General features: G+C 49.4%; 15 protein-coding genes. All 15 read left to right on the plus strand.

The window, feature by feature from the left end; translation table 11 throughout:
• Positions 1–105 precede the first annotated feature (105 nt).
• Entirely contained in the window at positions 106–555 is a 450-nt protein-coding gene (locus ACA048_RS08930; RefSeq protein WP_497628799.1) for a phage tail protein, read from the plus strand.
• Between the two features lie 50 nt (positions 556–605).
• The gene (locus tag ACA048_RS08935) at positions 606–1,778 is read left to right on the plus strand and encodes a phage tail sheath family protein (protein ID WP_497628800.1); all 1,173 of its coding nucleotides are present in this window, start codon (positions 606–608) and stop codon (positions 1,776–1,778) included.
• Between the two features lie 67 nt (positions 1,779–1,845).
• Entirely contained in the window at positions 1,846–3,039 is a 1,194-nt protein-coding gene (locus ACA048_RS08940; protein ID WP_497628801.1) for a phage tail sheath C-terminal domain-containing protein, read from the plus strand.
• Between the two features lie 25 nt (positions 3,040–3,064).
• Positions 3,065–3,526 (plus strand): phage tail protein, encoded by a 462-nt coding sequence (locus tag ACA048_RS08945; RefSeq protein ID WP_497628802.1) that lies wholly within the window; start codon positions 3,065–3,067, stop codon positions 3,524–3,526.
• The gene (locus ACA048_RS08950) at positions 3,523–3,702 is read left to right on the plus strand and encodes a DUF5908 family protein (RefSeq protein WP_497628803.1); all 180 of its coding nucleotides are present in this window, start codon (positions 3,523–3,525) and stop codon (positions 3,700–3,702) included. The genes ACA048_RS08945 and ACA048_RS08950 overlap by 4 nt, the downstream gene beginning before the upstream one ends.
• Positions 3,690–4,406, plus strand: a complete 717-nt coding sequence (locus ACA048_RS08955; protein WP_497628804.1) for a CIS tube protein — start codon at positions 3,690–3,692, stop codon at positions 4,404–4,406. Before ACA048_RS08950 ends, ACA048_RS08955 begins: the two co-directional genes overlap by 13 nt.
• Positions 4,406–5,908, plus strand: a complete 1,503-nt coding sequence (locus ACA048_RS08960) for a phage baseplate assembly protein V (RefSeq protein ID WP_497628805.1) — start codon at positions 4,406–4,408, stop codon at positions 5,906–5,908. The genes ACA048_RS08955 and ACA048_RS08960 overlap by 1 nt, the downstream gene beginning before the upstream one ends.
• A gap of 30 nt (positions 5,909–5,938) precedes the next feature.
• The gene (locus ACA048_RS08965) at positions 5,939–6,355 is read left to right on the plus strand and encodes a GPW/gp25 family protein (protein ID WP_497628806.1); all 417 of its coding nucleotides are present in this window, start codon (positions 5,939–5,941) and stop codon (positions 6,353–6,355) included.
• The gene (locus tag ACA048_RS08970) at positions 6,352–6,780 is read left to right on the plus strand and encodes a contractile injection system spike tip protein (protein ID WP_497628807.1); all 429 of its coding nucleotides are present in this window, start codon (positions 6,352–6,354) and stop codon (positions 6,778–6,780) included. The genes ACA048_RS08965 and ACA048_RS08970 overlap by 4 nt, the downstream gene beginning before the upstream one ends.
• Before the next feature lie 189 nt (positions 6,781–6,969).
• Positions 6,970–9,159 carry a baseplate J/gp47 family protein gene (locus tag ACA048_RS08975; RefSeq protein ID WP_497628808.1) on the plus strand — a complete coding sequence of 730 codons (2,190 nt, stop codon included), beginning with the start codon at positions 6,970–6,972 and terminating at the stop codon, positions 9,157–9,159.
• The gene (locus tag ACA048_RS08980) at positions 9,156–11,966 is read left to right on the plus strand and encodes a baseplate wedge protein (protein ID WP_497628809.1); all 2,811 of its coding nucleotides are present in this window, start codon (positions 9,156–9,158) and stop codon (positions 11,964–11,966) included. Before ACA048_RS08975 ends, ACA048_RS08980 begins: the two co-directional genes overlap by 4 nt.
• 105 nt (positions 11,967–12,071) lie before the next feature.
• Positions 12,072–13,091 (plus strand): hypothetical protein, encoded by a 1,020-nt coding sequence (locus tag ACA048_RS08985; RefSeq protein ID WP_497628810.1) that lies wholly within the window; start codon positions 12,072–12,074, stop codon positions 13,089–13,091.
• A gap of 86 nt (positions 13,092–13,177) precedes the next feature.
• Positions 13,178–14,704 carry a contractile injection system tape measure protein gene (locus ACA048_RS08990; protein WP_497628811.1) on the plus strand — a complete coding sequence of 509 codons (1,527 nt, stop codon included), beginning with the start codon at positions 13,178–13,180 and terminating at the stop codon, positions 14,702–14,704.
• 146 nt (positions 14,705–14,850) lie between these two features.
• Entirely contained in the window at positions 14,851–16,968 is a 2,118-nt protein-coding gene (locus tag ACA048_RS08995; RefSeq protein WP_497628812.1) for an ATP-binding protein, read from the plus strand.
• Between the two features lie 15 nt (positions 16,969–16,983).
• The gene (locus ACA048_RS09000) at positions 16,984–17,568 is read left to right on the plus strand and encodes a Pvc16 family protein (RefSeq protein ID WP_497628813.1); all 585 of its coding nucleotides are present in this window, start codon (positions 16,984–16,986) and stop codon (positions 17,566–17,568) included.
• Positions 17,569–17,582: the final 14 nt, after the last annotated feature.

Genomic DNA, 17,582 nt, shown 5'->3' on the forward strand with positions numbered 1-17,582 from the left:
CTGAAAAGCAGTACGCAATAATGAAAATGTTACAAAGCATCGCGAGCTGAGCGCCACAATAATGTGGAAGTCTTGTGTTTATCAATAGTATCGAGGTAGCCGGTCATGTCTCTTACCCCCGAGCAAATTGACTTTGAATATCCCATACCCTCCTACCGTTTTGTGGTGGCCATTGATGATGAAAAAATCCCCTTTAGCAATGTGACTGGGCTGGACATCAAATATGGGGAGATGGAGTACCGCGATGGTATCGGCAACTATTTTAAGATGCCGGGTCTCAGAGAGAAGGTGACCATTACCTTGCGTAAAGGTTTATTTCGCGGCTCGAATGGGCTGTACGACTGGATCAGTACAATTTCTTTAAACAGAGTTGTAAAAAAAGACATCATGATTAGCCTGACCAACGAACAAGGAGATGAGTATCTGTTCTCCTTTAACGTGGCAAATGCATTTCCAACCGCGTTGTCATCCCCGGCACTGGATGCTAATAGTAATGAGGTTTCGATTCAGGAGCTTACACTGACGGCGGACCGAGTGACATACCAAGTGTATTGATATACTTGAACTTGATTTTTGATTTTTACTTTTTTTGGTGAGGATATATCATGCCAATCGCCGTAACTTATCCCGGAGTGTACATCGAAGAGCTAAACGGTGTGTCGATGTCAGTGTCGTCAAGTGCGACATCTGTCCCAGTATTTGCTGTCGCCGATAGTAACGAGTTCTTCACAAAAACCACTCGCATTTCGTCCTGGATGGACTACCTGAATAAAAAAGTTTCCGCCGCTAGCAATGTGCCTGTGCCGTTTAATCCGGTAGATATTCTGGATATTTCGATGAGAACCTATTTTGAAAATGGCGGTGGTTACTGTTTTCTGGTGCCAAATGCTCAGTTGATTCCGGAAGTGCCGAAGTTGATTGACGTTACGACATTAGTATCAGCCGGGCAAAATATTGAGAGCGCTGTGAGTCAGTTGTGTGACACGGGGAAATGCCTGTTTGCTATTGTGGATGGCCCGACGACTGACCTCAGTCTCGACGAAGAGCCTGAAGAGCCTCCTATAGACCCAGGCGACGGTGAGGAAGAAGTCGCACCTGAATCAAGGTCTAGTAAAACGAAAAAATCCGTTAAAACGATGGCGGCCCCCAGAACTACATTAGTTACAGCATACGCGGCAGTTTACTATCCATGGTTGCTCGCTAGCTGGGCCCACAGGCCAATTCCACCGAGCGCGGCTATGGCAGGTGTTTATTGTCGGGTTGACCTGACTAGAGGGGTCTGGAAGGCGCCGGCAAATGTCACCTTGAACGGAGGTGTTTTGCCTCAATTTCCTGTGACGGATGATTTACAAGGTCAATATACCCAAGACGACGCAATCAACATGATTCGGGTTTTCAACAAGGGAGGCACTACTGTCTGGGGCGCCAGGACACGCAAGGACGATGACCTTTGGCGTTATGTCCCGGTGCGTCGACTGTTCGACAGTGCGGAGCGCGATATAAGAATGGCAATGAAATCAGCCATGTTCGAACCCAACAGTCAACCAACGTGGGCGGAAGCCCGTGGTTCAATCGAAAACTACCTTCACGCACTTTGGCGACAAGGCGCATTGGCAGGTCAGAAGGCCGAAGAAGCTTACTTCGTGCAAGTGGGCAAAGATATTACGATGACTCAGACGGACATTGATCAAGGAAAGATGATTATCAAGGTAGGTATGGCTGCGGTGCGCCCTGCGGAATTTATCATCCTGCAATTCACACAAGACGTCGCTCAGTAAACGCAGTGCCGGCTAGACGGCGCCTTACCTAGGCGCCACTTAATTTAATGCGTTAAAGGATTGCATCATGGCAAACAATCAGCCGGGTGTTGTAATCACCGAAAAAAATCTCTCTGCCCCGCGTACTGAAACACGCAGCGCTGTTCCTATATTTATCGGTTATACGGAAAAAGGCGCAGGCTATACCTTGCAGGCAGTAGATGATTTTAACGAATACCAGGAAATGTTTGGCGGGGCACCTCGCGTCATCAATGGAGGTTCCAGCGTAGGTGTTCTTTACTACTCCATGAAGCATTACTTTGATAATGACGGCAGTGGCGGGTTTGTGTTGTCCTTGGGCACCTACGACACAGCCTTGAATATGAATGGAGTAGAGCTACTGGTCGCACTGAGCGACCCGCGTATCGGCACGGCAATTGCGGGTCAACTAGCAATTACTTTAATTGTGTTCCCCGATATGGTTTTATTGCCCGATGATGCCCCGTCTTTGTGGCAAGGAGCTTGGCAGCTATTGTTGAATTTATGCCAATGCCGAAGCGGTTTATTCGCCCTGCTGGAGACCCCCGATGCCCCAGATAACGCAGTCAATTGCGTAAGCACATTCACTGGAACGTACCGTGAGTGGGGGGCTGCTTATTGGCCCCGGTTGGTGAGTGAGTATTACGAAGATGGCCGACCTGTCGTCGTACCGCCGTCGGCTGCTGTGGCTGCAGCGATTGAGCGGGTGGACAATTCTGCGGGTGTATGGACAGCACCTTCGAATGTCTTACTTTCTAAAGTTATAGAGACGACGCAGTCCTACCTCTGGGTCAATGACAAACTCGTTAATGGCAATGCGTCATTCAATCTTATCCGTAGTTTTCCTGGAAGAGGGGTGCGTGTATGGGGTTGCCGAACGCTCTCAACGGATGCCAATTCACCTTCACGCTACGTCCAGGTTCGGCGTTTACTATCATATATTGAAAGTAACGCAAGCCGTTTGGCCAGGATGTTTGTATTCGAAACCAATAGCGAAATAACCTGGTATAAAGTGAAAGGGCAGGTGTCCAATTGGCTAAATATGCTATGGGTAGAAGGCGGCCTGTTCGGCGCTGAAGAAGAACAGGCGTTTAGTGTTAAACTGGGGCTTGATGAAACGATGACTGAGGAGGACGTTCGTGCCGGTATCATGATAATGAACATACGACTTGCCCCTCTATACCCCGCGGAGTTTATCGAGCTTAGCTTACAGTTTGATATGTCCACCGATAGAAGCATGTAGGCAAATCTAGTGTAGGGAGGGTGCTATGGACCTACTATTTGAACCGATGCCAACTTCGCGCTTTATAACGACATTCATTTTTGATGGGCTCTTTCCCAGTCCATTGGACATAGCTTTCCAGAGTATCTCGGGGCTGACACGTGAACTGGGTGTGACGCAACATAGCGAGGGTGGAGAGAACATACGGAACACTTACTTTGCGAACAAAATCAACCATGGCTCCTTAACACTGGAACGGGGCGTAATGACGGTTACTCCGTTAACGGTAGTGTTCGATCAGGTCATGCAAGGGCAGCTTTTGGTGTACGCCGATGTCGTCATCTTGCTATTAAATCATCTAGGAATGCCGGTGTGTAGCTGGACCATAAGCAACGCGTTACCGGTGCGTTGGCAAACTGCAAATCTGGACGCCAATGCCAACAGCATCATGGTCAATACGTTGGAGTTGAAATATCAAAATATGCGTTGGCGAGGGATTAAAGCATGACCATAGAAATCAAAGAATTGGTGATCCAAGCCAAAGTAGTAAGCTCCAATATGGAGAAATCACTTATGCCGGTTCGGAGCATCGTTCAAGAGAAAGTCGATGAAGCCCGCTTGATTGAAATGGTTGCGCAACGGGTAATCGATAAACTACGCGAAGAAGAGGGGTGGATGCGGTGACTCTAACTTTATATAACCAGGCGCTGGCCAAGCTGACGATTACTGCATATTCTGACCGGAAACTGACGAAAGAAGTCGGAATGATATGGGCGAGGTTCAATCCGGATTCCCTGAAGTTAAGCTACGCGACAACATACAGTTCAAATGATTTTATAAACGATACGGTGCTGAGCAATAACTATACTAAAACCGAGCCGGGCGACTTGGCGTTAGATCTTGTTTACGACGATCGTATGGGTAAAGGTGGTGCATCGATTGAAAATCAACTGACCGCACTACGACAACTTTGTTATACCGTCGATCCAAGTCGTGGAGAACCCAGATTCTTGAAGGTTCAATGGGGTAATATGCGCTGGGCCCGCAATGGCTATTTTGCAGGGCGTATGACAGCATTGTCTTTTCACTATAGTTTGTTTGAACGCGATGGAACTCCGTTACACGCTACCGCGAGTTTGACGATAACCGCTGATGAAAGTATTGAAAAACAAGAGGCAGAGCAAAATCTGTTGTCTCCCCCGGGGTTAGTAGTTTCCGTCCCTGCAGGTCCAACAAATTTAGCACTGGTGGCAGCTACTGCCAGCACCTTTCTAGTAGGAGGGATCAATTACCTTGACTTGGCATGGAGTAACGATCTCGATAATTTAGATGATACCAAACCTGGGGAGACGTTGGTGGCGCCCGCTCAAAGTGGAGAGCAAAGCTGATGCCTACTCTGAAGATAGTAGCCGGGGCTGATGCCAAGGAATTAACGACATTACAGCCTATGTTGGTCTCAACGGTTCAACGTGTAAATACCATTCCTGCGGCAACGCTTCTGCTTTCGGTAGAAGGAAACGCACTCGACGCTTTGAGTCATTGTGATGAAGAAGTTTTTCTGTGTAAGCCGGGTAATGATATTTCTATTGAGGTCGAGAGGGAGGGGGAGTGGGAACTGTTGTTTGATGGGGTTGTCGTTGAGCAAAGTCTAAAGCTGCTTAAAAACAGTGCCCAGTTAGTGCTGGTTGTTAAACACCGTTTGGCACTATTGGACAGTACGTGTGTTTCCAGGGTGTTTAGTGATGAAAGCGCCAGCAATATTGTAAGTAGTCTTTTAGATGAGCAGGGCTTGAAGTGTGTCAATCAGGCAGGAATGAACACCAAACAAGAACAGCTTGTACAATACTGTTGCTCTAATTGGTTGTATGTGCGCCGGTTAGTTGATGAGAGCGCGGCGTGGCTTTTGCCCGACTTTGAAGAAGTCCGAATTGTGATGCCGACATTAGGTAGAGAGCCAAATCACAAGTTAATCAGTAACGAAGTAAACCGTCAGTCCGATTCCGAGACAGAGGGTAAGGCATCTATTTTTGAGGCGAATTGGAGCTTTGGCGACCGTTACCAGCCTGAGGAGCTATGGCTGTCGGCGTGGGATATTGCAAATCAAGATCTCATTGTAGCTATGGCAACACCGGAAAATCTGGGCAAAGACGCATTGAATCCAGCGGCGCAGAAGCCGCTAAACAAGGCCGCTTGGGTGATCGGCAGCAGCGTTTCAATCACTCAGGAAAAGCTGGATGGTCTGGCCCAGAGTACCTTACAACATCTGCAGGAGGTGGGGGTTCAAGGGGAGTTTCAGGTGCGTGGTTCGACAAGCTATAAGCTCGGGCAAACATTGGCGCTGTCGGAGTTTGGCGAGGGGTTTGACGGTTCCGGAATTATTACGGCTGTGTCCCACACTGTTGATAAAGCATTATGGAAGACAGTCATCTCTCTTGGAATGAAAGGGGGAAGCAGCGCAATGACACCGCTTCCCCTTGTCAAAGGCTTGCAAGTGGGGGTGGTTGCTGAGTTTCAGGATGACCCGAATGACATGAGCCGCGTACGTGTATCGTTGCCGGCATTGGGGAATGACAATAATACTGTATGGGCTCGACTGGCTATGCCATATGCCAGCGGCGATGGAGGGTTTAATTTTTATCCCAATGAAGGAGATGAAGTGGTGGTTGACTTCTTTAATGATGACCCCTGTTTTCCTGTGATCATCGGTTCCATGTACAACCCGATAAACGAACCGCTAGTCAAAGCAAGCAAAGAGAATAATCTGAAAGGTATCGTCTTTAACAACAAAAAAATGCAAATTCAGTTTGATACAGAGTCTGAGTCCGCGCTGCTCAATGCGAAGGCAGGCGTGGAAGTAGAAGCCGACGAAATTAAATTAACAACCAAATAGCACTTGAGCTTGAGTGTCGTGGAGGATACCGTGAGCGATACCCTGGAAAAAGTATATGGCCGTGGCTGGGCATTTCCTCCTGTATTTTCTCCGGGTACAGGGGTCGCGATGGTCTCCGGCTCGGAGGATGTCCGGCAGAGTTTAATTATTCTATTCAGCACGCTGCCGGGGGAGCGCATTATGCGGCAGGACTACGGATGTGACTTGAATAAATTCATGTTCGCTAATATTAATGCGGGACTGACAACAGAAATAGAGTCACAGATTTATGATAGTGTTCTCATCTGTGAACCCCGAGCTGAGGTGACGTCAATTACTATTGATCACTCTCCCAATGCCCTCAGCACATTGCTCGTGCTGGTGGTTTATCGCTTGCGAGGCAGCGATGTATCGCAAAAACTCACCACTCAGTTGGATATCGGTAATGGCAGGAGTTTATTTGTATGATGTCACCCATTGTAGTTAATGGCGATGAGCTAACATTTGAATCTATGTTTGGCGATCGTCAAGTCACGATCATAGAGCCGGCTGTTATTTCAGGAAGTGGAGGCATGACTGTCGCCAATAAGAAAGTGTGCATCGTCGGTGATGAGGAAAAGGTTGAGCTTAAGGCCACGTATACTACCTCGATTTATACAACGATGGGCACCGGTACAGTAAGCATCAGCAGGTTAAATAGCGACCAGCAAGCTTCGAACTGTACCAATGGTGCAGCGTTGATAACGAAGGGCTCAAAGTTCGATGCTCTTTTTACACCTGACTCCCCAGCTTCGTTACCTGGTCCACCATTAACAGTTGACTCAACAGCTCCGAGCCAAGGAAAAGGAGAGTTTGGTACGGCGCAAGATTTCGCCACAGCAGGCAGTCCTTGATGTGGTGAGCGAACGGCTGTTGGGTAGCCACTCCAGGCCGATTGAATTTCAACCTGGTGAATCAGACGTTTGCGATGAGCTTTGCAGGTGTTGATTTAAAAGACTTTTTGTGAAGTCAAGTGCAGGCGCTCCATGTAATGAGAGAAGGGGCGAGTGAGTCAGCGACCTATTGATATAGGGTGGATTACAATGACCAATACATCCGCATTAGAGAGTCTCTTGTCGGGTCTGGTGGCTGCCAAAGGATTTGAGTTGGACAACCGGACGATCCAGTCAAATTTGGAGTTTATCGAGCAGTATACTCAATATATTCCTTATCTGTCTGACCTTGCTCTAGTTTCTAGTGGCGCGTCGTTGACATGGGAGAGTATCTTCTTCACAGGGGGGGACAACCCTGCGAAGCTGGCTGAAATCTATCGGAACAAAGCATTGGCTGGCGGTACGTTGTGGCCGCAGGAAGCACTACTCCTGGCATTTTTGGAAGTGTTGGAAACGCCACGTGCATTGTTAAATTACTTACCTTTTGCTCACCGCGAACTTTATTACCGGCAGCTACTGGGGTTGAGTGAACGACCTGCCGAGCCCGCCAGAGTTGCTCTGTCATTTCTGTTATCAACCAAACTGACTGAGCTTTTGATACCCGTAGGAACGCTTTTCCCCGCCGGGCAGGATAGACAGGGTGTAAAAATACAATATGCGCTCGATAACGATCTACTGGCCAATCAAGCTCAGTGGACTGACTTGCGTTGGTGCTGGCGGCCGAAAGCGGATGGGAATGCCAAGTCATTTATTGCTTACGAAAAGCCAAAACAACCTTGGCCGATAGAGGGGCTAAGGCTATTTAGCGAGAGTGGCCAGGATCAAGATATTCTGACTGGGCGTATCGTGATCTCATCACTGCTTGAAGATCCGGTTGCTGAACGTTTTTATGTGACGTTTTCCGAGGCGATTACCAATGCCCAAGAGATAGTGGCTCAAGTGAGTAGCGGCGACCATTGGTTGTTATTACAACTTGATGAGATCGACTCAACCAATGAGCAGCTTGTGTTTTCATTGGCTTCAGATGATCTCGGATCGATCAGCGCCCCCGTGGATTTGGATGGGCTAACCTTTGAGTCACCTGTTCTCAGACTGGCTTGTGATGATCAGAAAAATCAGAGTGCATTACCGACTATCACTCAGTTGGAAATTGACACCATACTGGTGGAAGATCCGCAGCAGTACCTGTTAACACCTTTCGGTTACAGTATGGCTTCGCAGCCCGTCGCAGAGGCGCAGCTATATTTGGGGTTTGCCGCGCTCCACCCCATGCAGACATTATCGATCTACTGGCAATTGCAAGGAGCTAAAGAGTCAACCATCGTTTGGCAGTATCTAAATGCGAATAATCATTGGGCATTACTGGATGCCACTGTTGTAGATGAGACCGCGGGATTGTTTCGCAGCGGCTTATGGTCGGCGATTCTACCGACCGATGCCAGCGCGAGTGTTCCGAGTATGCCGTCCGGGCGTTATTGGTTGCGTGCGCTCATGGAAGATTCAGGAGTATCACCATCGGGCGTGTCGGACTATCCGTTTGTTGTGGGACTGGTGACCAATGGCATGACCGCCACCCAGCAAAATCCGGCGCTGCTGGATGTTGCTACGTTGTCTCAACCGTTACCAGCCAACAGCATCAGTCAGCCTATATCCAGTATTTCCGGTCTGTCCAACACTCTACAGCCCTGGGCCTCTTGGGGCGGGCGGCCACAAGAAACCACCGAAGCCTTTTTTGAGCGGTCAGCGCAACGGCTTGTCCACCGAAACAGAGCGCTTACTTGGCAGGACATGGTGGCAATGCTCAAGACTAGATTCAAGGCGATATTCGACGTGGCAATCCCTGCCAGCATAATGCAAACCATGGTGCCTGCGCAGCGGGAGCAACACTTGATTGTAATACCGTTGAATGCGGAGAAAGATAACGCCGATGTGCTACGCCCTCAGTTAAATCAAGCTCGATTGGATGACATGGCAAATTATCTGGAGCGCCTTGCTTCGCCTTGGCAAAGCATCGTCGTCGAAAACCCAAAATACGTAGATGTCCGAATTGTTTATGAAGTTAGCTTTCATGCCTGGATGAATCCAGACTACGGCTATCGAGAGTTGCGCCTCGCGTTGGAACAGCACTATATGCCTTGGGTGGGGGGGGCGGCGGACAGTGTGAAACTAGCAAGCAGGCTGGACTATTACGATGTTGTGGCTCAAGTACAGCAACAAGCCTACGTTGATTATGTTGTTAGCCTGACGCTGGATGGTGATCGGATATCGATTCAAGGCGCAGATGATGAGGCGCTAATTCTTATCTGGCCTATAGAGGTTGCAGGGGAGGTCAGGTCATGAGTAATAATGATGCTCTTTTTCCAATCGTCAAAAATTACATTGAGTTTGAGTCATTGCTGTTACAGGCAATGCGCGCAATTGATGTGTACGCCAGCAAAAGCTGGAGCAATACCGACGAGCACGATCCAGGCATTACGTTGCTGCAGGCCCTTTGCTACAACGCCTCTGACGTGGCTTACCGCACTTCGCTACCATTAACAGATCTGTTGACCCCAGCTCCTCAAGATCAGATAGGGGGGGGGATTTTTCCCGCCTCATTTGGTCCGCAGCGCGCATTGACCTGCGGGCCTATTTCCATAGATGACTATCGCCGCGCCTTGCTGGATCTGACCTGGACTGATGGAACGGGCAAATTTTTCTGTTTTGATAATGTATCTGTGGTTCGCGAGCCTGAAGCAACACGGTATCACTATTGGTATAATACGGATAAGCGGGTATACAGTTTTACTTATCCAGACGATGATGATTCAATTGAAATAAGCCTGCTTGGGAACTGTTATCTTTATTTGCAACCATCGCGCGAAACCGAGGCGAATAAGCAGGCGGCGCAGGCGGTATTGGATGCCTATTTGCGTAATCATCGCAATCTGGGTGAAGCGGTCAGCCGTATTATCTGGTTGGTGCCTAAAGATGTGATGGTGAAGATGGTCATTCAGTTGCAGGATAATGTGGATGCCAGCACCTCCATTGCTGCGATTTTGGCAGATATTTATACGGTAACCGAACAGTATATTACTCCGCCGGTCATCCATTGCGCCACTCAACAATTACAGGATCAGGGCTTGAGCAATGAGGAGATCTATCAAGGCCCTTATTTACTAAATGGCTGGATTCCACAATTGCCCCCCGCACTCGATTATGCGAACCCTGCCACCGTCAATCTGGCCCGGCTGGTTAATGCGTTGTTAGCCATTGATGGAGTCAAAAGTATTCAGTTTTTAGGCACAGAGCAGAGTACGCCTGTGAATCCGTGGGAGTGGACCGCCGATGCCCCCGGCGGTTACCCTCGTCTGTGGGGTGTCGATCCTATTGCGGAGTTGGCCAGCAGCGACCCCATGGTGCGATTGATTGCCCATGGTATCGACTGCACTGCTACGGTCGAGGAAATTGAACATCACTTGACTGTGGCTCCAAAAGTGTACAACCCGCCGGTCACGCTGCCGTATGGTCGTTGGCGTAACCCGGCTGCCTATCACCCGGTAACCGATAAATTGCCACCATGCTATGGGCTGCAGCAGTTGCCTGCAACACCTGCTCAAACACAATTTCATCAGTTTATTTTGCCTTTTGAACAGCTGCTCGCCAATGGCTGTAAACAGCTGGCATTGCTACCCAATCTGTTAGCCTTCGATCGTGCTATTAATGATGTTGTATGGGGTGAGCAGTGGCCATTTACTGAACCCAGTATCAGTGATGTGATTTTTCGCGAGTATTCGCCGGCGATCAAAGAATACTTGCAGGCGTGCAGTAAGGATGTCGATAAGGAATTGTCATATATTGACTACTTGCTAAGTTATTTTAATGCCAAAGTAGCTCCCAGAACCTTCACCATAGCCCCATTGAACTTTATGAGCTCGCAACAGGGCTATCTTTCGAAGATTACCGGCCTGACGTACCAACGGGCCAATATTCGAATTGATAAAGTGTCGGCACTGCAACAACGTATTGCCGCCCGCCTCGGCATCGGTGGAGCGGAAATCTTTAATGAAAATGCCCCCCTGGATAAGCTGCCATTTTATGTTGTCGAGCATCGAGCGCTTCTGCCGGTGTATCCGGATCCTTACTACAATACCCTGCAGACGCCCGAAGAATTGGAGGCCGATGAGCTTTACTTAACGGTGGTGATGCCCCAAGCCAGTGTGGCACCGTTGAGAGTTGGTCAGCTGGTGGATTTGATATTGACCAAAAATGAAGTTTCGCAGACTATTCAAGCATTAATGATTGTGCGCATCAACGTTGATGAGCATAGTTTTTCGTTAAGCATTACCTCAAGTGCAGAACTGCAGCGCAACCTGACGGAAATTCTGGATCAAGCCAATACAGTTCAATGGCAAAATTGTCCGGTATGGTTGGAAGACATGAATTATCCCTTGGTTTACGACGACAATCAACGTAATTTGCCGCAAAGTCAGAGGCGCCTGACATCATCGCCTCAGAGTCCGTATCCGGCCATGGTACAGTTGGACGATGAACTGACGATTAAATATCATATTGCTCCCGATCTTCTAACGGACTCACCCCGTGCAGCAACAGAACTCAGGGTGAAGGTCGTGGAGGCGGACAATATTGCTAGTACTTTGGTAGTGGAAAAATTAAGCGGTGGAGAGTTCCCGGCAACAGATCAGACTCAAGGTTATTTCTGGTATTTCGATAGTGAAAGTCACGCTACCCGCGACCGATTCTCTTTTATCGTGAGCGTGGTATTCGATAGGGATCAGTTGAATCATTTTACCAGCGATGTTTACGCAACCAATGACTGGATGAGGGATACCATTTTAGAGGAGTTCCCGTCCTATATATCGATGATGATGCATTGGCTGCCGAATGATCAGTTCAATAACTTTGCTTACACGTATAACACTTGGCAAAACAGTGGTGCCCCTTTGGGGGATGCTTCTTACAGTTTAATGCGCATGCTGACCTTGGGTTGCATACCTTCTTCGTTGACCGGCATCGGGGCAATGTACATTGCCACGGATGAACAGCGGATCCAGGTAGTGGGTGAGAATGGAGATCTGTGGAAGAGCGAGGTCATTGTGGAGGATGAGTTGTTCTATGTCCCACCGAATGCTCCGGATTTAGAGTGAAGTATGGTCGAAGGGTGAGTCGCCGCAGCATAGGTAAGGACATGTTTGTCCGCTTTAAGCGTGCTGTCGGCGTAGAAGTATAAGTCTGCTAGCGAGGAGTTGATCATGACCAAGAAAACAGTGGAAACTGTCGGTAAAAAAGCGACCAAGAAGACACTACCCGATGCTGGAGCGGAGGCCGCAACGCTTGCGAAAAACACGCCAAATGCTCTGGCTACCAGCACGCGAACTGGTGGCAGGGCCGGTACTACCCGGTTAAAAAAAGCCGGTAAAACAATTGATACCGCCCTCATGGCTGAGGGCGGCGCCACACCCAATGCCGCCAACTTTGTCGGCCCGCCTACTGCCGAGTTGAAGGAGAAATTCAGTGCTCAGAGAATCCCCTTACAAACCGATTTCGCCAACTTGATTGATGTGGCCGATTGTGGTCGTAATGCCGTGGGGTTAAACCCCGATCAGCCAGGGGGGACTGGAGCGGGTTTGCAGTTGGATAATGAGTCTAGGCTGGCGGTATTGCCTCAGAGTGGCGGAGGCATCAAGGTCGATGACAGCGGGGTTTCTGTTGACTTCTCTAGAGTTCTTCCCGTCGGTATTATCTTGATGTTCTCCGGCTCAACTATTCCACAAGGCTGGGCGTTATGTGATGGAGAAAATAGTCGACCCGATTTAAGAAATCGCTTTGTTATTGGTGGCAGCGGTGCTGAAATTAATACACGAGGTGGTAATGCGCTCACAGGGACAGGGGCCAACAAAGAGTACAGTGTTGATACTAACAGCGTAACCGCCGGATCTATAACCGTTAGTATTCAAGGTACTTCATTAAACCAATCCCAGATGCCTGCACATAATCATATAAATGGGCTCCTTTTGGGGCACGATGTTGACGCTAACTTAGCATCCGTTTGTAAATACGGAGTTTCTAATTCTGGCTATGTGTCAAACAGCTTGGCGTGGACAGGGAGACCAAATGGTTATGGAGCTGGTTCGCCTTACACCGAGACGAAGGGGGAAGGTGCACCGCATACACATTCTGGGGGCGCGACACAGGGGCAACATAGTCATAACATAACAAAATTACCGGCGTATTACATTTTGGCTTACATTATTAAAATTGCGGAAGCTTGATTTTTATAAGCTTTAGCTTTGATCGTTCCTTCGAAAGGCTATTGGTTTGTTTTGGTTGTGTTTTGATTGGTTTCAAGGGAGTCATAATGCTTGCTCTCCATTCAAAAACAGAGTTTCGATTGGGACGTGTAGCAATTTCCCTAACGACGGCCCCGCACGACGGTCAACGTTTGACAGAAGAGTGCAGTCGATTGTTTCATCGGAAATTGCGCACGTTAATCTCTGCGGTGCTGGAACAGGCGCACCAAGAGTGTGCTGACTTACTAATAACGGCGCCGTTAATTTTGGACTTGGGTGAGTTGCCGCAGATTGGCTTCGAAAACGCTTTCTGCCAGCGCTTGGAGCAGCTGTTACTGCAACGGCTGCTCAGTTATGGCCAGTCCCTCAAGTTAAGTACTACGTCTTTCGATGAAAATACAACAGTTCAAGCGCGGGAGAAACCAGATCTTGTAACGCAGAACACTGAGCAAGCGAATCAACCTGATTTTCAGAAGCAGCTCAGCCACTATTTGCGTCACGGGTACTGGCCAGCGTCTGAGCCTCTACCAACCCCGAACTCATTGGATACCTCGCTGATCGCAGAGTTGGCGACAGAGCCAGAACGCTTTTTACCAGACCTGGCCAACCATTGCCTGTACCTGAGTAACCGTTTGCGTTTGTACCGATCGCTGCAACCGACAACCCTGACTCGCTTATGCCTCTATCTGGCAAATTTACAGAGCATCACCGAGCCCGTGACGCAGGGGGCGTTGCAACTCTGTGCGTTGCGTTACTTTCAACTTCGCCCGCAATGTGCCATGCCAATGTTGCAACAGGATGAGCCGGTTTGTGTACTGGATGGCAATGAACTACTGCTGGTGATGCTGTTCAGTGACTATGACTCAGCATCTGTGGCGCTAACGACCCGATTGCAGAAGCTGTGGCAGCAATCAGCCGTGCGAAGAGTTCTTGAGCTCCATTTGACTGCGAGCGCGTACCAACGGTTACAGTCTCGGCTCGATCTGAGCGTTAGTAGTGTTGTGCCGTCCATGGGGCACACGCGTGATACCGGCAGCAGTAACGGTAACCGCAGTATCAACCATATCGGTATTGTTGAATCAAAACCCATCAGCGTCAACAACGGTGGTATCACGCTGCTTTGGCCGCTATTGCCAGGATTGTTCGAACAGTTGGGCTTGATGGAGAAGTCGAAATTTATTCATTCCCAAGCTCAAATCGATGCAGTCTGCTGGCTGGATGAATTGATCTGGGGTGATGGTAAATATGCCGAATGGCGCATGCCCCTGAATAAACTGCTTTGTGGTTTGCCACTGGACGCGCCGCTGGAATGGACTCAGCCGGATGCTCATGCCCTTGAAGTGATGCAGCACTGGTTATTGAAGTTGCCTGAACGCTTGCCAGCCTGGAAACATTTCGGGATATCGGATATTCGCCAATTGTATTTACAGCGCCCGGCATGGTTGGTACCCAGTCATGGAGATTTTACCTTGTACATTGAGCCGCAAGTGTATGACGTACTGCTAACCGATTGGCCATGGCCGACAGGAATGTTGATGCTGCCCTGGTTGATAAAACCGCTGATCATTCATTGGAGTGCGCCGCCTGTCGAGTAATGAAAAAGTGCCATGGGTAGCGGTTAAATACCCACTAAACTGAAAGTAGGCTTCGCTCGAAGCATGTTGCTACATAGGTGTGCGGGGTTGTGGTTAGTTGGGTCGGCTTATATTAATCACTTATTGCTATAAGGATAATATTTCTGATGAATCAGTTAACTGAGTCACTCGAAGAAACCTCGCAGTTCTGGGCTGATCCCCATATCAATCAGCTTCTTCGGCAGCTGGAACGCATTGATCTATTGGTGCAGTCGCGGGCTGGGCAGGTGTTGCAACAACAGATCAATCCTGCCTTGGACGCGTTTATTCTTACAGCTGAAGAACTCGAAGCGAGAATAATCGCTCCTCGGGGAGTTCCGCATTGGTGCACATCGTGCAAACCCTGGGAGGACGGTGCATCAACGGCTAATGTTAAAAGTGACCAATGCTATTTGCTGGATAAGCTAGTGACGCGATTTGATTTAACCGAATTCGAAAAAGATGTGCTGTTGCTGGGATTGTTGCCGTATTTTGATAGTCGCTATTTTATTTTGTTCGCAGCCCTGCACGGAACACCGCAAAAAAAGTGGTTAAGTTTTGAGTTGGCGTTAACCTTATTTTGTTCCTCTCCGTTTGAGAAGATAGTCCAAGAGGCGAGTTTTTTACCGCAGTCACCGTTGTTGAGTTTCCAGTTGCTTCGACTCGGAAAAAAAGGCGAGCAGCAAGGAGAGGGCTGGAATCAATCCTTGTTTGAAACTGATATTGGCGTGTATCACTACTTGACCGGGCAGCGGCATCTGCCAGCGTTATTAATGAACTGTACCGAGTGGCTATCTCCGGAAACCTCCTACATCCGGAATGCCCCGCCAGCCATTATGCTTGCTCTGCAAGCTCAGGCGTTTTCCGGCAGTGATGAGGTTCAGTCCGTGTTGATGGTGCGTGGCGCCACGGATACTGGATGCGCGATGGCCGTTACCGCTGCAGCTCTGGCCGTGGGCCGTGACACATTACAACTTGATATGGCGCGCTTGCCGGACAATGACCAGGATGCGCAATACCTCCTCACGCAAGTGTTGCGTGAAGTCCGTATGCACGCTGCCTGCCTGGTGGTGCGCTCACTCGATTGTTTGACCGAAGAACGTAAAGGTTTACTGGCGGCGTTTGCGCAACTGCTGAATCAACCAGGCCTGCTGGTCGTCTGTTTGTGCGACGTGCATGGCCCCATGATCTGGCTGCCCCTTGTACAGCAAGTCGTGGTGGACATGCCTGAGTTAGAACTGGCAGAAAAAGAAGCCCTGTTACGCGGTTATCTGGATCCGCTCACGGTCACTGGTTTTGATGTGATGACGTTCTGTGAGCGGCAGCATTTCACGCCGCACACCCTGCCACAGATGCTCAAGGAAGCAGAACATTACCGAATGCTGCGCGATCCGGATTCGCCACTCTCTGAAGTTGACCTGCGAAAGGCCTTTCGTCTGCGCTCGCAACAAAACTTTGGCAAACTGGCGCGTCGTAGTGAGCCCAAACGTACCTTTGATGATCTCATCGTGGGAGAAGAATTACACCAGCAGTTGACCGAAATTCTGATCGCCACCAGGCACCGCAGTCAGGTGCTGGAACAGGGCTTTGGTGCCAAGGTTGGCTATGGAACAGGGATCAGCGCGCTATTTTATGGCGATTCCGGCACCGGTAAAACCATGGCGGCCGAGGTGATTGCCGGGCAATTGGGGGTTGATTTGATCCAGATCGACCTCGCCACGGTAGTAAGTAAGTACATCGGGGAAACCGAAAAGAACCTCTCGCTCATATTCGATCGGGCTGAAGCGGATGCTGGGGTACTGTTTTTTGATGAGGCGGACGCCTTGTTCGGCAAACGCAGCGCCGTCAAGGATGCCAAGGACCGTCACGCCAATATTGAGGTGTCTTATCTGCTGCAGCGCTTGGAAAGTTACCCGGGCTTGGTGATCCTCGCCACGAACAATCGCAGTCATCTGGACGACGCCTTTAGCCGGCGTTTTACCTTCATCACCCGCTTCGCTTTCCCCGATGTTTCACAGCGTGAGCGGATGTGGCGAAACATCTGGCCAGGAAAAATCAGCCTTGGCGAGGAAGTCGACCTCAAGCAACTGGCGATGCGAACTGAGTTGACCGGGGCCAATATCCGGAACATCGCATTACTGGCGACCTGGCTGGCAACCGATGAGCATACTCCGTGCGTTGGCAATCAGCACATCGAGCGGGCGATGAAACGAGAACTGGCCAAAATCGGCCGTCTGGCACCCTAGACAGGAGATTGATCCATGCCTGCACAGACTGATTCAAACATGATTGTGATTGAGGTCAATAAGGCGTTGCAGACGGCATTAACCGGCTATCTATACTCCGACGTTACGGTTCGTTTTGACTTGCCGGATCCGGAAAACTTGCCTCCCGAGCCGGTAGTCAGTGTATTTCTTTATGACATCTATGAAGATCTAGAGCTGAAAATGGGCGAATCAAGAGCTTACATAGCCGGTGTGTTGCAACCGGCCAAGGTGAACGTATGTTGCAACTATCTAATCACCTATTGGGACAGCAGTCAGGCAGTCAGTAATGACAGTCCCAGTGGTGCGCCGGATAACCAGGCCATGCTGGTGATGAATCAGGTGTTGAACGCATTAATCAATAACCGACAACTCCCCAGCATTCCCGGTGCCTATACCCGGGTCATCCCCCCCAAGGATGAGGGTTTGTTCAGCTTGGGGAGCTTTTGGCAGTCCCTGGGCAACAGACCGCGGTTACTGCTTAATTATGCAGTGACTGTTCCTGTGTCCTTGACCAACAAGCTTGATGTCATCGCAGCGGTTGATAGTGCCGAGATTGATCTTGAGCAAAAGCCTCGTTAACGATTGCGGATGGC

The organism is Pseudomonas sp. LBUM1659 (genome assembly GCF_059716045.1).

Excerpts from the sequence above, each read along its gene's own strand:
- ACA048_RS08930 (WP_497628799.1), top strand. The coding sequence starts at position 106 with ATGTCTCTTACCCCCGAGCAAATTGACTTTGAATATCCCATACCCTCC.
- ACA048_RS08935 (WP_497628800.1), top strand. The coding sequence starts at position 606 with ATGCCAATCGCCGTAACTTATCCCGGAGTGTACATCGAAGAGCTAAAC.
- ACA048_RS08940 (WP_497628801.1), top strand. The coding sequence starts at position 1,846 with ATGGCAAACAATCAGCCGGGTGTTGTAATCACCGAAAAAAATCTCTCT.
- ACA048_RS08945 (WP_497628802.1), top strand. The coding sequence starts at position 3,065 with ATGGACCTACTATTTGAACCGATGCCAACTTCGCGCTTTATAACGACA.
- ACA048_RS08950 (WP_497628803.1), top strand. The coding sequence starts at position 3,523 with ATGACCATAGAAATCAAAGAATTGGTGATCCAAGCCAAAGTAGTAAGC.
- ACA048_RS08960 (WP_497628805.1), top strand. The coding sequence starts at position 4,406 with ATGCCTACTCTGAAGATAGTAGCCGGGGCTGATGCCAAGGAATTAACG.
- ACA048_RS08970 (WP_497628807.1), top strand. The coding sequence starts at position 6,352 with ATGATGTCACCCATTGTAGTTAATGGCGATGAGCTAACATTTGAATCT.
- ACA048_RS08975 (WP_497628808.1), top strand. The coding sequence starts at position 6,970 with ATGACCAATACATCCGCATTAGAGAGTCTCTTGTCGGGTCTGGTGGCT.
- ACA048_RS08980 (WP_497628809.1), top strand. The coding sequence starts at position 9,156 with ATGAGTAATAATGATGCTCTTTTTCCAATCGTCAAAAATTACATTGAG.
- ACA048_RS08985 (WP_497628810.1), top strand. The coding sequence starts at position 12,072 with ATGACCAAGAAAACAGTGGAAACTGTCGGTAAAAAAGCGACCAAGAAG.
- ACA048_RS08990 (WP_497628811.1), top strand. The coding sequence starts at position 13,178 with ATGCTTGCTCTCCATTCAAAAACAGAGTTTCGATTGGGACGTGTAGCA.
- ACA048_RS08995 (WP_497628812.1), top strand. The coding sequence starts at position 14,851 with ATGAATCAGTTAACTGAGTCACTCGAAGAAACCTCGCAGTTCTGGGCT.
- ACA048_RS09000 (WP_497628813.1), top strand. The coding sequence starts at position 16,984 with ATGCCTGCACAGACTGATTCAAACATGATTGTGATTGAGGTCAATAAG.